This is a genomic window from Palaeococcus sp. (in: euryarchaeotes), from assembly GCF_053987695.1.
The window spans coordinates 1-12,203 of sequence record NZ_JBMXHE010000041.1 but is presented as its reverse complement, the minus strand read 5'-3'; the positions used below and the strand labels follow the sequence as shown (position 1 = coordinate 12,203).

14 protein-coding genes and 1 pseudogene are annotated in these 12,203 nt (G+C 43.1%); 5 read left to right on the top strand and 10 right to left on the bottom strand.

The genetic code is table 11. From position 1 onward, the window contains the following. A partial coding sequence (locus ACXJGZ_RS02990) for a pyruvate kinase (protein ID WP_456398274.1) occupies positions 1-488 on the bottom strand: 488 nt, incomplete at its 3' end. Between the two features lie 98 nt (positions 489-586). On the opposite strand from ACXJGZ_RS02990, the gene ACXJGZ_RS02985 reads away from it, so the two are divergent. Further along, entirely contained in the window at positions 587-787 is a 201-nt protein-coding gene (locus ACXJGZ_RS02985; RefSeq protein ID WP_293257103.1) for a TIGR04140 family protein, read from the top strand. Here the strand turns inward: ACXJGZ_RS02985 and ACXJGZ_RS02980 are convergent. Then, a complete protein-coding gene (locus ACXJGZ_RS02980; RefSeq protein ID WP_456321489.1) occupies positions 784-960 on the bottom strand; it encodes a hypothetical protein in 177 nt (58 codons plus the stop codon). The genes ACXJGZ_RS02985 and ACXJGZ_RS02980 overlap by 4 nt on opposite strands. A 176-nt stretch (positions 961-1,136) precedes the next feature. Then, positions 1,137-2,189, bottom strand: coding sequence for a radical SAM protein (locus ACXJGZ_RS02975; RefSeq protein WP_456398273.1), 1,053 nt, complete (start codon positions 2,187-2,189; stop codon positions 1,137-1,139). A 392-nt stretch (positions 2,190-2,581) separates the two neighbouring features. On the opposite strand from ACXJGZ_RS02975, the gene for reads away from it, so the two are divergent. Together for and ACXJGZ_RS02965 are read left to right on the top strand one after the other, a co-directional pair. Beyond that, on the top strand, positions 2,582-4,444 hold the full coding sequence (for, locus tag ACXJGZ_RS02970) for a tungsten-containing formaldehyde ferredoxin oxidoreductase (RefSeq protein ID WP_456321492.1): 1,863 nt from the start codon (positions 2,582-2,584) through the stop codon (positions 4,442-4,444). 179 nt (positions 4,445-4,623) lie between these two features. Continuing rightward, on the top strand, positions 4,624-4,854 hold the full coding sequence (locus ACXJGZ_RS02965) for a MoaD/ThiS family protein (RefSeq protein WP_293253553.1): 231 nt from the start codon (positions 4,624-4,626) through the stop codon (positions 4,852-4,854). A gap of 12 nt (positions 4,855-4,866) precedes the next feature. On the opposite strand, the gene ACXJGZ_RS02960 is transcribed toward ACXJGZ_RS02965, so the two are convergent. From ACXJGZ_RS02960 to ACXJGZ_RS02945, 4 genes are read right to left on the bottom strand one after another with little or no spacing between them, the layout of a single operon-like run. Further along, positions 4,867-5,613 carry an ABC transporter ATP-binding protein gene (locus ACXJGZ_RS02960; RefSeq protein ID WP_456321493.1) on the bottom strand — a complete coding sequence of 249 codons (747 nt, stop codon included), beginning with the start codon at positions 5,611-5,613 and terminating at the stop codon, positions 4,867-4,869. Beyond that, positions 5,610-6,650, bottom strand: coding sequence for a FecCD family ABC transporter permease (locus tag ACXJGZ_RS02955; protein WP_456326990.1), 1,041 nt, complete (start codon positions 6,648-6,650; stop codon positions 5,610-5,612). The genes ACXJGZ_RS02960 and ACXJGZ_RS02955 overlap by 4 nt, the downstream gene beginning before the upstream one ends. 8 nt (positions 6,651-6,658) lie before the next feature. Continuing rightward, a complete protein-coding gene (locus ACXJGZ_RS02950) occupies positions 6,659-7,771 on the bottom strand; it encodes an iron ABC transporter substrate-binding protein (RefSeq protein WP_456321495.1) in 1,113 nt (370 codons plus the stop codon). Continuing rightward, on the bottom strand, positions 7,768-8,454 hold the full coding sequence (locus ACXJGZ_RS02945) for an FmdE family protein (protein WP_293253565.1): 687 nt from the start codon (positions 8,452-8,454) through the stop codon (positions 7,768-7,770). Before ACXJGZ_RS02945 ends, ACXJGZ_RS02950 begins: the two co-directional genes overlap by 4 nt. A 138-nt stretch (positions 8,455-8,592) precedes the next feature. Here ACXJGZ_RS02945 and ACXJGZ_RS02940 point away from each other — a divergent pair, with 138 nt between their 5' ends. Further along, entirely contained in the window at positions 8,593-8,973 is a 381-nt protein-coding gene (locus ACXJGZ_RS02940) for a NifB/NifX family molybdenum-iron cluster-binding protein (protein ID WP_456321499.1), read from the top strand. Here the strand turns inward: ACXJGZ_RS02940 and ACXJGZ_RS02935 are convergent, their stop codons facing one another. Then, complete coding sequence (locus ACXJGZ_RS02935; protein ID WP_456321496.1) at positions 8,974-9,396, bottom strand: GbsR/MarR family transcriptional regulator; 423 nt, start codon at positions 9,394-9,396, stop codon at positions 8,974-8,976. A 186-nt stretch (positions 9,397-9,582) separates the two neighbouring features. Between ACXJGZ_RS02935 and ACXJGZ_RS02930 the strand changes: the two genes are divergently transcribed. Continuing rightward, complete coding sequence (locus ACXJGZ_RS02930; RefSeq protein WP_456398272.1) at positions 9,583-11,190, top strand: radical SAM protein; 1,608 nt, start codon at positions 9,583-9,585, stop codon at positions 11,188-11,190. A 146-nt stretch (positions 11,191-11,336) separates the two neighbouring features. On the opposite strand, the pseudogene ACXJGZ_RS02925 reads toward ACXJGZ_RS02930, so the two are convergent. Continuing rightward, positions 11,337-11,510: pseudogene (locus tag ACXJGZ_RS02925) on the bottom strand (cation efflux transmembrane domain-containing protein); the annotation flags it as partial. Positions 11,511-11,778: 268 nt separating this feature from the next. Next, the coding region (locus ACXJGZ_RS02920) for a hypothetical protein (RefSeq protein WP_456398271.1) at positions 11,779-12,203 on the bottom strand (425 nt) is incomplete at its 5' end.

Here is a 12,203-nt window from a genome sequence, read left to right as displayed (position 1 = left end):
GGTATGTTTATACCCTTTCGTGAAAACAGTGCTCCTCCAACAAGGACCGTACACTCAAAATCCTCTTCTCCTACCTCATCCACCTTCACTACTATGAAGCCATCACAGAGGTAAAAGATGTCTCCCTTAGAAACGAGCTTCGGGAAGCCTTTGAACTCCACGGGGATTACCTCTCCATCTCCCTCAAGCTCTTTGGTTGTTAAAACAATTTTCTGCCCTTTTTTAAGGATCACAGAATTTCCTTTGATATTCCCAATCCGTATCTTGAGCCCCGGCAGATCCCCGAGAATTGCAACCCTTCTATCCAGCCTTTCCGAGACCTTTCTTATTATCTCAATCATCTTTTTATGCTCTTTAATAGTGCCATGGGAGAAGTTGAGCCTTGCAATGCTCATCCCCGCCTCTATCATCCGTTCAATTGTCCGCTCATCGTTGGATGACGGGCCAATCGTGGCTATTATCTTCGTCTTATGTCCGGGTAGCTTCATAGCCTCACCTAGGATACATACTCCGTTAAACTTAATAACGTTAACCATTCCGCAAAAATATTAATAAAAGAAGAGGAATACCAAAAAGAGGGGAGGTAATGAAAAAGAGCATAACAACCGCAGTTCCTCCAGAAGAACTCCTTGAGATTATCAAAAAATCGAAAGCCAACATCAGGATCAGAATAGAACACGGGGAAAAGTTTCATGGAATGCCACGCTGGAATGTGTTGATTGAAGGGAGCGAGGATGAAGTAGAAAAATTCATGGATTCTTTAAGGAAGGCGAGGGCGGGGGGTTAATAGAGCTTTCCTATTTCTTCATCTTTAAACTGTCCCTCCCTCTTTTCCAGATGCCGTTCATGCCACTTTCCAAAAAGCTGAAGCAGAAAATACAGGATAACTATAGCTATTACACCCGTCAAAATGTAGTTATCCGTTATATCCGTATTTGGGCTAATAGGCAACACCACCACCTAAATAGGGCCATGTTCTCCAAATATTTAAAGTTTACTGATATTTTAAAGCCTTTTTTTTTCAAAATATTTCTCTAAGAGAACCTTAATCCCGAATAAGAGCAAGAATAGCAAAATTAAGAGCAAAACGCGCTCGTAAGATATTCCCCCAGGGATGACAATTGGTGGACTCATATTCACCCCACCATTGTATTCTTAAATCCAAATTCCTTAACGAACTCGGCAGCTTTGAGCATTTCTTCATAGTTCAAGGTTCTATTTAATCCTTTCTCCCCTCTAGCTCTATAATCAGGATGATATTGGAACATGACGTTCACACGGACATCCCTCCCAAGATTTTCCCCTATCCACCTTAAAATTGGCCTAGTGCAACATTCGAGATGATTCGGGATGACTAGGTGCCTTATCAAAAGCTCGGCTTTATAATGATCCTTTGCAAGCAGAAAGTTTCTCGTAACAGTCTCCCAGTAACGAGGCGCCTTTGAGTTCTTGATGGCGCATTTATCATTACCCCACTTGAAATCACCCAGGTAAACATCAACCACACCATCCAAGAGCTCCATTGCCTCCTCGCTCATATACATATTGGAATTCCAGAGAACCGGGATAGGAACCTTCACATACCTTAAAACATCTAGAATAAAGGGTAAATTTGGTGTCGGTTCACCCCCGACGAAGTTCACATTTTTTGCTCCTCTGGCATATGCCACCCCAATTTTTATTCCTACTTCCTCGGGAGAATAGTGAATGCCAACACGCTGTTGACTTATATCCCAGTTCTGACAGAAAACACACCTAAAGTTGCATCCACTGAAGAATATAGTATAAGAAGGAACAAGCTCCGGTTCTTCCCCGAGATGGAGAAAATCGCTTGCAATTAAACTCTCCCTCACGCGACAGTATCCAATGCTCTCCTTCCTGTTTACACCGCATTTGATCTCGCATAGTTCACATTTTTCAAGAATTTTATTTGCTATGATGACCTTTAGGTCCAAGAGACTTTTTTCTGGATTCTCTTTAAACTCTCCTTCTCTGAGCAGCTCCATACCTTTTTTATGAAGCTGCCAGAGCTCCTCAAGAGATGCACCTTCATCAAATTCCACACTCACCTTTTTAGCTTGGAAAAAATTCGGCTCTTCATCTCCTTTAAGAATTGAAAAGTAGTGGGGAAGTGCCCTCTTAGCCTTCTCTATCTCACCAATATCAACTCTTTTGAACCACATACCCATCAAGTAGAAATGGGGAAAAAGTTCTTAAAAAGTTACGTTTATCCGGGTATTCTGGTTGTTGGTTTCGCGTTTGTAATCGGGCAATAATGCCGGGCTTGGAACTTAAAAATCATTCAACCACAAACCACAATCACCGGATGGACAATACTTAAAGAAGGAGAAAATAAAAGCAGGAATCTGCCATTAATGCTCAACTATGAACGTTGGCGATTGTAAAGTGTTCGTTATGAACATCCTAAATCACCAAAATTTTCGATAAAAATGGCTAAACAACAAAGTTTATTTGGCAGTTGGAGGTTAAATAAAAGCGTTTTCTCGAATCGGGGTGGTTAAAGTATTTTGTGAACTCAAAGCTTTTATATAATTTCACCTTTATGAAATACGGTGGTTCTATGAAAGGTTGGTGGGGAAAAATACTTAGGGTTGATCTAACCAACGATAAAGTCTGGGTGCAGGAGTATTCCCCGGATGTAGCACAAAACTTTATAGGTGGTAGGGGACTGGCGGCAAAGATTCTATGGGATGAAGTTAAGAACGTTGATCCCCTCGGTCCGGAAAACAAGCTCGTGTTTGCAAGCGGACCGTTTAATGGTCTCCCGACTCCAAGCGGGGGTAAAATGGTTATAGCAGCCAAGAGCCCATTGACAGGTGGTTATGGTGATGGCAATCTCGGTACAATGGCTACAGTTCATTTGAGAAAAGCCGGCTATGATGCTATAGTCGTTGAGGGAAAAGCAAAGAAGCCCGTTTATCTTTATATCGAAAATGATGACGTCGCCATTTTAAGTGCGGAGGGTCTCTGGGGTAAAGACACATTTGAAACAGAGAAAGAGCTTAAGAAGATACATGGCAAAAATGTGGGTGTTCTTAGCATAGGTCCAGCCGGGGAAAATCTAGTGAGGTATGCGGTTGTTATATCCCAAGAGGGAAGAGCGGCCGGGAGACCCGGAATGGGTGCCGTAATGGGAAGCAAGAAGCTCAAAGCGGTTGTAATAAAAGGAACAAAGGAAATACCCGTTGCAGACAAGAAGAAGCTCCAAGAGCTTTCAAGAGAAGCCTATGAGGCAATACAAAACTCACCGGCATACCCATTTTGGAAGAGACAGGGAACAATGGCTGCTGTTGAGTGGACCAATGAGAACTCAGCACTGCCAACGAAGAACTTTAGCGATGGAAGCTTTGAATTTGCCCGCTCAATAGATGGATACACAATGGAAGGAATGAAGGTCAGCCAGAGAGGATGCCCTTACTGTAACATGCCTTGTGGAAACGTGGTTCTTGATGCAGAAGGCCATGAGAGCGAGCTCGATTATGAAAACGTAGCTTTACTCGGTTCAAACCTTGGACTTGGCAAGCTCAATGAAGTTTCCGTTCTCAACAGAATTGCAGATGAAATGGGTATGGACACAATTTCCCTTGGTGATTCGATTGCATTCATAATGGAAGCCAAGGAGAGGGGGCTAATTGAGGAAGATGCACCTGTATTTGGAGACTTCAAGAAAGCAAAGCAGCTCGCCCTTGACATCGCATACAGAAGGGGAGAGCTTGGAAACTTTGGAGCCGAAGGTGTAATGAGAATGGCACAGAAGCTCAATGCACATGACTTTGCAATGCACGTGAAGGGACTTGAGATAAGCGGTTATAACTGCTTCATCTACCCTGCAATGGCTCTTGCCTTTGGAACGAGCTCCATCGGTGCCCACCACAAAGAAGCATGGGTTATTGCATGGGAAATTGGAAGCGCCCCAATTGAGGGTGAGAAAGCTCAAAAAGTTGAGTACAAGATCACCTACGATCCGGAGAAGGCTGCAAAGGTTATTGAACTCCAGAGACTTAGAGGCGGTCTCTTTGAAATGCTCACCGCCTGTAGATTGCCATGGGTAGAGGTAGGCTTAAGTTTGGACTACTATCCAAAGCTTCTTGAAGCCATCACAGGCGTCAAATACACATGGGACGACCTTTATAAAGCAGCAGATAGAGTTTATGCCCTCATAAGGGCTTACTGGGTCAGAGAATTTGAAGGGAACTGGGACAGAAAGATGGACTATCCACCGGAGAGATGGTTCAAGGAAGGACTTAAGAGCGGCCCGCATAAGGGACAGCATCTCGAGAAGGAGAAGTATGACACTTTGCTCTCAGAGTACTACAAGCTCAGGGGCTGGGATGAGAGAGGTATTCCAAAGAAAGAGACGCTTAAGGAGCTTGGCCTCGAAGAGGTTATCCCAGAGCTTGAGAAGGTTACGAAGCTTGAGTGATTTTCTTCTTTTCTTCTATCTTCAATGCGAAGATTGTCTTTTCAGCAAAATATCATACACCAACCCATTCCAAGAAAGTTTTTGAGTATATGGAAATATGGAAACTATGAACTAGCCAAAAATTGCAAGTAAAGACAATCTTTATCAATCGAAGGGAAATAATACATGCGGTGGTGTCAATGGTCAGGATCAGACTCATGGGAGCATTCGCCCACCTAGCAAAAGCAAGAGAGATTGAGATCAAACTTGAAAGTCCAAAAACAGCCGATGAGCTTTTGGAGGAGGTAATTCCCAGATACAATGAGTTTCATGACAAGATAATCTTAATAAATGGCAAACCTGCAAAGGGAAGCGCCCTTGTAGAGGAGGGGGATGAAGTTAAGGTGATGCCTGTTTTGAGCGGTGGTTAAACCGGTCGCAAATTAAACTGGAATCACAACAGGAACCCCCGAAAGTTTGTGAATGGTTACGGGGATTTCATATACCTCGCTTATCAGTTCGGGTGTCACTATCTCATGTCCACCTTTAGCCACTATTTCTCCATTTTTCATGAATATAAATTCATCAGCGAACCTGAGAGCGATGTTAACGTCATGCACAACCACCACTGCGGTTATGCCCTTCTCAAGGGAGAGCTTCTTTACCAAGTGCATGAACTCGAGCTGGCTCTTCAAATCAAGGTTGTTTGTCGGCTCATCGAGGAGAAGAACCTTAGCTTCCTGAGCCAGTGCCCTTGCTATAACAACTTTCTGGAGTTCCCCGCCACTTAACTGTTTTAACTTTTTCAAAGCGAGCCTTTCAATGCCCAGCATTCTTAAAACATTCTCCACGATCTTCATGTCCTTCTTGCCCACATTGAGTCCCATATGAGGCTTCCTCCCAAGGAGGACATAGTCAAAAACTGACATGAAAGTGGGATTGCTTTTCTGGGGAACATAGGCTATAAGTTTGGCAGCTTCTTCAGGCTTAAGTTCCTTTAGAGAAAGACCGCTTATGTAAATACTCCCTCTCGGCTTCAGAAGACCGTTTATACATTTGAGGAGTGTGGATTTTCCAGCACCATTTGGCCCCAGTATGGCAACTACTTTACCTTCTTCAATCTCAATATTAATCCCCTTCAGTGTGGGGATTCCGTTGTATGAGAATTCGACATTTTTGAGCACTATCATCTACTCACCTCCATCCTGACCAGGAGATACACAAAGAGAGGGGCTCCCATAAAAGATGTAATTATCCCCACGGGGAGTATCGTTGGGGATAGTATTGTTCTGGAGAAAGTATCCGAGACTAAGAGCAAAAGAGCACCTAAAAGCACCGAAGATGGGAGTAAAAACCTGTGGTCGCTCCCTATTAATAAGCGCACCATATGAGGACATATAAGTCCAATGAAACCAATTATTCCAACGAATGCAACACTCACAGCGGTTATCAGGGATGCAAGAAGTGTCCCCACGATTCTAACCCTCTCTACATTCACTCCCAAGGAGCTTGCTATATCATCACCGCTTTCAATGGCATTCAAATCCCAGCTTCTAAGTATAAAATACATGAGTGCCGTCCCCAATGTAATTCCGATTACTCCAATTTCTCTCCAAGAAGCCCTTCCCAGATCACCAAAGCTCCAGTAAACCATTGAAGCAAGCTGAATTTCATCGGCAAAATACTGGAGTAGTGTGGTTCCTGCCGTGAACATCGCACTCATTGCGACTCCAGCGAGTATCATAGCCTCCGGACTCAAACCTCTAAGGCTCGCAAGTGTTAGGACAACGAATACACCTAAAAGAGAGCCCAAAAATGCGAAAAGAGCTGTAGAATATGGATTGTTTAAGAGAATTCTTCCTGTGCTCTCTGCTCCTCCCGAGCCAAGAAGAAAAATTGCGAGTGATGCCCCGAACATAGCTCCATGTGATACACCCATCGTGAATGGACTTGCTAATGGATTTCTAAGGAGAGTTTGCATAGCAGCACCAGCAAGAGCCAATCCTCCCCCCACTAAAAGAGCCGCTAAAACCCTTGGGAGACGCATGTTCCATATAACCATCCCCGATGCTCCGCCACCACCACTCAAAGCTCTAAAAACATCTAAAAAAGACATATCATAAGAACCAAACCTTAATGCAACTATAACCGAAACTAAGAGGGATAAAATAAGAGTAAAATTAAAAAGTATCTTTCGCTTGATGTGTTTCCGATATGCATCTATCATATCATCACCTAGGGAGAGATGGGCAGTGAATAATTAACCGTGCCATTTTCTAGGTTTATCCGCCCGAATCCGCCGAATTGATGGGCTATTTCTTTGTAAACAGGTTTTCCTACGAGGAAATTATAAATCTCGTCTGCTTTTTTCTTTGGATCAACATCCTCAAAGCGCTTGGGATAAAGGACTTTCCCTATAAAGTAAGCATCCGCCACTGCTGTGCCTATGTTCGTTGAGTAGAAGTTGTAAGGTAGAACACCGTAGATATTGCCCTCCTTGAAAGCTTTAAGAGAGTTATAAAAATCAGGACTCTTTGAGTAGTCCTCCTGGATGAGTTTTAAACCTCCTTCATCAAGGAATATAAATTCCGGATTCCATTCGAGGAGTTTTTCCTTGTCTATGAAAACATGGCTCTGATTTATGCTCCCCGCAACATTCCTAACATTCAGAACTTTGAATGCGGGATAAGTAGGTTTGGTGCTTTCTATCCCGTGTGCCCCTTTATAGCCTATTCCACCAATATAAGCGGTTGGACTCTCTGCATTCTCCGCCCTCTTCTCCAAGTCATTTTGAATGCTCTTTATAAAGGATATGACCTCATTTGCCCTTTTTTCCTTTCCTAAAATTTTTCCTGCTAATTCAAGCGATTTAAAAAGAGATGCGTCCTCAAAAGTCTCCAATGTGCCGTAGCTCAATACAACCACAGGAATTCCCGTTTTTTCCTGAATATCATCCGCAGTCTTTGTGTCCACATATGTCATAAATATTACATCGGGCTTGAGATTAATGAGAGCCTCCAGATTTGGAAGCTTTCCCGGACCGCCGGGTCCTATAGAGGTAAGATTCCGAAGTTCAGGATGTGCCATAGCATAAGGTCTCCCATAGGGATATTTCTTTTCGAAATCTTCAACCCCCACTACCCTATCTGTAGCATTAAGATAAACAATTATTCTCAAAGCTCCTGGACCAGTAGCCACAATTTTTTCCACATTTGCCGGAACCTCAACTTCTCTTCCAAGTGTATCGACAATTTTAACAGAGTTAGAGGTATTGGTTTTGGTCTGTATACAGCCGCTTAGGGATGTTATTAAGAGCAAACCCACAAACAACGCCAAAAACCGCTTCATTTTTTCACCTCCACTATACCTCTCCCAATAACCGCATGGTAGCTTTCACCCGCACATTTTATGCAGAGGGGCTTTTCATCTACGTAGATAATTCTTGTAGACATTACGAGCTCTCCGCATTTGGAGCATCGAATGCTCTCAAAAATAGGTGCCTGTTCGATGGGAGGCACTTTAACCCTAGTTATAACAAACTCTTCTTTTGGAATCCCAAGCATCTTGTATCCCGTTTTCTCCCACACTTCTCCAAGCCTTCTCTTCTCATCGAAAGAACCCTCTCTCCTTTTTACTACCTTCTCAAAGAGTTCCATGGCTTCGGGAGGATAGTACTTCCTGAGTCTCTCAGCATCAACATAAATCCTTACACCTTCCCAGCTTCCACGTTTAACAAGTGTCAGTGCAGTTTTTCCAAGATCAAGATATATGAGAGAATTATTTCCAAGGGTGCATCCCGTGGCAACTTGAACTCCATCGGTAAAGCAGTTGTTTGTTTCCACTATAGCCAGAATTTCCTCCTCTATACTCCCGTTAAAACCCAATCTGCCAACTCCAAGCTCCTTCATGGCAACAACCGATGCCTTTATCCCAAGAGCAACGTAAGGACATATATGCCCGTGAAACTCTCTAGCAATTTCCAGCATGCTCTTTAAATCCTCCCTCTCTATCAGCTCATTAAGATTCTCCATTTGTATCACTATTTTAAAGAAAAGTAGCATCAGATATAAGCATTTTTTCATATTTGTGTTATCAACCAAAGGTTTATAAAAATGTGCATATGCACAAACTTTATATGTCATAAATTTCAACTATTTTCGGTGATCGAAATGAGGATAGCTATACCCGCTGAAGATAATAAGGGCCTGGAGAGTAATGTGAGCGGTCACTTTGGGAGAGCAAAATATTTTGTTTTCGTCGATGTGGAAGATAATCAGATTAAAGGAGCAGAAGTTGTTGAAGTCCCCTTCGATGAACATGGCCCCGGTGATTTGCCAAACTTTATAAAAGAGCATGATGGAGACGTTGTTTTAGCATATGGAATGGGAAGAAGGGCAATGGACTACTTTAACCAGCTTGGCATCGAAGTTGTTACCGGTGCTTACGGAAAGATCAAAGATGTAGTCGAGGCATTTATCAACCAAGTTCTCGAGGTTGACCCTTACTGGAAAGAGAAGATAGAAAGAGAGAAAGAGCACGAATGCAAGTGATTACTTTTTAAAGCACTCTGTTTCCTCCTCTTCCATTTTGATTATCTTTGAAAGAACACATTCCAGAGCTTTTAGGTCAGAGAGAACTTCCTGGAGTTTTAGCTTGTGCTCTTGAGAGTTGCTTTCCCTTAAAATCACTTCCGTCAGGCTCTTCAATGGCTTTACCTCTTTCTCGAGGATCTCCTTTGGCTGGTTCAAGAATTTTTCAAGAAAAGCAGGAATCGGTGTAAAGAGCTTTATCTTTCCATTCTTCCTGACGTTAACAAGATAATCTCGAGAAAGGCGAGTTAAAGAGGCCGAAACAGAGGAGCGACTTAGATTTGTTGCTTCAACTAAATCACTAATGGTTAGAGGCTCCTCACTTAAAAGAAGTATAGCATAAACCCTGCCATCCGTATGGGTGTATCCCCATCTTCTCATCATCCGTTCCACAATTTCGATAAATTTTCGGGTTTCTCTTTTATTACCCACCACTTTTTAGGCCTCCAATAAAGTAAGGCAAGAGGAGATATTTAAGCTTTTCTCAGCTAAATCAGATATAACAGATATAACTGTTATATCGAAAACTTTATACAGGAAAATTCCTAACCTACAATCGGAGGTGGAAGTATGGTAGAAAGTAAAAGAAATAGTGGAAACCAGCTCACAACTGCTCTAACCGCTTTCAAGCTTATCCTGGGTAATCCCATAGCAAGGGGCCTGATAAAACCATCTTTAAAAAAGTATAAGATAGAAGGGAGGGAGCTTCCAGGACTCTACTGGGCTCTTAGCATTTACGCGGGTGAAAGCATAAAATGTCCTTTCATGGTGCGTTTTCAAGCAGAAACAATAAAATTTCTTCTTAAGCTCGGCATAAAAGTTGCAAGAGGGGATGAAGAGGTAGTTAAAGAAGCCCTCTTAAGGGACCCACATATAAGAAGAGGCATCTGGGTCGTTCTTGAAGGAATAGCCAAGTATGGTGTAACGGTTCCTCAAAAACTGGCGGGACCTTTCTTAATAGTGTGGAACTTCACCAACATGTGCAATTTTAGATGCAAGCACTGCTATCAGAGAGCGGACAAACCATTATCGGGTGAGCTCTCCCTTGAAGAGAAGTTAATGTTGGTTGATCAGCTTGATAATGCCGGAGTTGCTGCTGTTGCTTTGAGCGGCGGTGAACCTACTATACACCCCGACTTTTATCGCGTTGTTAAAGAGCTCGCGGCCAGGGAAATTCACACTTCAGTCGCAACAAACGGATGGACATTTGCCAATAGAGAAAACCTTGAAAAGGCTGTGAGGCTTGGATTAAAGTATGTGGAGGTTTCCATAGATTCGGCAAATCCCAAGAAGCACGACGAGTTTAGGGGCATTCCAGGTGCATGGGAGCACGCAACAAAGGCACTAGAAAATGCTGTTAAGCTTGGGATAAGTCATGGAATGGCTGTGATCATGGACAAGGAAACCTTCGGGGAGATAGATGACATCCTTGATCTTGCGGAAAATATTGGTGTTAAACGTGTTATATTCTTCAATCTCGTGCCCACCGGCAGAGCAGAGGAAATGATAAAGACCGATCTGTCGCCGGAAGAGCGCGAGGAATTCATGAAGGAAGTGTATCATCAGATGAAAAAGCGGAAGCTGGAGATACTGACCACGGCGCCTCAATATGCCCGTGTTACACTCCTCGAATCCGGGGGAAAGAATGTAACGCCAGCTCACTTCTATATCGGGGAAAACAACGCAGTTAGAACCCTGGCCGAGTTTATAGGGGGCTGCGGAGCAGGAAGAATTTATGCGGGAATTGAACCCGATGGAACAGTTATACCATGCGTGTTCCTTCCCTTGCCCGTAGGCAATATTAGAACAAAGCCTTTCAAGGAGATATGGGAGACCAGCAGAATATTCAACCTCCTGAGGGACAGGAACAGCTTCACCGGTCAATGCAAAAATTGTCCATATAGAAATATTTGCGGCGGATGCCGTGCCAGAACATATCATTACACCCTTGACATCATGGGAGATGATCCCGGCTGCATAATAAACAAGCGTGTATGGGAGGACATAATGAAGCATGGAAAACCAACTGGCGTAAGTGAAGTCAATTGGGTTGATGAGAGCGTTGCCATGCGTCTTCCGGTGCTTTACGTCCCAAGCTACTATAGTGCCGTTGAGATATCCGGGGAGAAACTCATAGAGATGGAGAAAAGAGGCATCGAAGAAAGACTTCATGCCTGATCATATCCTTAGTATTGCCAAAGCAGAAAAAGGCTAAAGAAAAGCTTTCCCCAGAGTGTTGAAGATTTTGCTCTAAGTTGCTTAACGTATTTAAATGCTGTACTGTATCATCCTGTAATCTGTCGCTTCTATGGGCCTCTCGCGCTTATTGCCAGGTAGCTCGCGAGCAGGCTCATGCTGTCGCTGAAGTTGTGGACGGAGTCGCGGAGAAGCGCCAAACTCCCCGAGAGAAGTCCTCCCACAATTTCGGCTAGCGTTATAATTATGTTAAGTGCAATGGAGAAGAGCATCATTCCCTTTACCCTGTGAGAGTGATCCATCCCAACCCCTGGGGTGTTGTTCCGGCGGTCGAACGCTAAGACCTGTGTGGAAAAGATTTTTTATCTGAAGAGAAGTTCACTTTATAGAGGGATTTGGTATGGAGCGTCTTGAGTATCGGGCTGAACTCAGGTGGGACGGCAATGTTGGGAGTGAGGCGAAGGTGAGGGATTTGCGAAAATTACCTCTTTTTCAGAAGTTTTTTGAAAGTTCCAACCCATTAAAAAAGAGAAAAGAATATTCCTAAAATTCCGATTGTAATTGAGATTTTTATTCATGTTTGCCACTATATTTCTTTTGTGCCAACTCTTTTATCGTTTCATAAGTCTCAAATTCTGGAGCTAGAGCATCATAAGTTTTTAGCTTACCGAAAGATAAGATCTTTGCATCCTGACCCATAAATCCACCGTGAACCGGATAGACAAAGATTATTCCTTTCTTTGAGAAAAATTCATCCGCTTTCCTTAAAAACTCTCTTTGCTCCTCTTTGCTCAACTCCTGAGAGAAAACTCCCAAAGGCGTGTTTTTAGTTCCAGCCCAGTCAAGTACAGCCAAAATTTTTGCTTTGGGAAGCCTTTCCTTTATTTTTGAAACAATCTCATCCCATCTTTCTTCATCCAAGGCAAGATTTCTTACCTCTTCTACTGTTGGGGTAACAAGAACAAAGTCCAAATCTGGCGTATAATTAGGAAAGT

What these genes read in the sequence shown, in the direction of transcription:
- ACXJGZ_RS02930 (WP_456398272.1), top strand. Translation starts at nt 9,583, where the DNA reads ATGGTAGAAAGTAAAAGAAATAGTGGAAACCAGCTCACAACTGCTCTA.
- ACXJGZ_RS02975 (WP_456398273.1), bottom strand. Translation starts at nt 2,189, where the DNA reads ATGGGTATGTGGTTCAAAAGAGTTGATATTGGTGAGATAGAGAAGGCT.
- ACXJGZ_RS02985 (WP_293257103.1), top strand. Translation starts at nt 587, where the DNA reads ATGAAAAAGAGCATAACAACCGCAGTTCCTCCAGAAGAACTCCTTGAG.
- ACXJGZ_RS02935 (WP_456321496.1), bottom strand. Translation starts at nt 9,396, where the DNA reads ATGATGAGAAGATGGGGATACACCCATACGGATGGCAGGGTTTATGCT.
- ACXJGZ_RS02945 (WP_293253565.1), bottom strand. Translation starts at nt 8,454, where the DNA reads ATGGAGAATCTTAATGAGCTGATAGAGAGGGAGGATTTAAAGAGCATG.
- ACXJGZ_RS02965 (WP_293253553.1), top strand. Translation starts at nt 4,624, where the DNA reads ATGGTCAGGATCAGACTCATGGGAGCATTCGCCCACCTAGCAAAAGCA.
- ACXJGZ_RS02940 (WP_456321499.1), top strand. Translation starts at nt 8,593, where the DNA reads ATGAGGATAGCTATACCCGCTGAAGATAATAAGGGCCTGGAGAGTAAT.
- ACXJGZ_RS02960 (WP_456321493.1), bottom strand. Translation starts at nt 5,613, where the DNA reads ATGATAGTGCTCAAAAATGTCGAATTCTCATACAACGGAATCCCCACA.
- ACXJGZ_RS02955 (WP_456326990.1), bottom strand. Translation starts at nt 6,650, where the DNA reads ATGATAGATGCATATCGGAAACACATCAAGCGAAAGATACTTTTTAAT.
- ACXJGZ_RS02950 (WP_456321495.1), bottom strand. Translation starts at nt 7,771, where the DNA reads ATGAAGCGGTTTTTGGCGTTGTTTGTGGGTTTGCTCTTAATAACATCC.
- for (WP_456321492.1), top strand. Translation starts at nt 2,582, where the DNA reads ATGAAAGGTTGGTGGGGAAAAATACTTAGGGTTGATCTAACCAACGAT.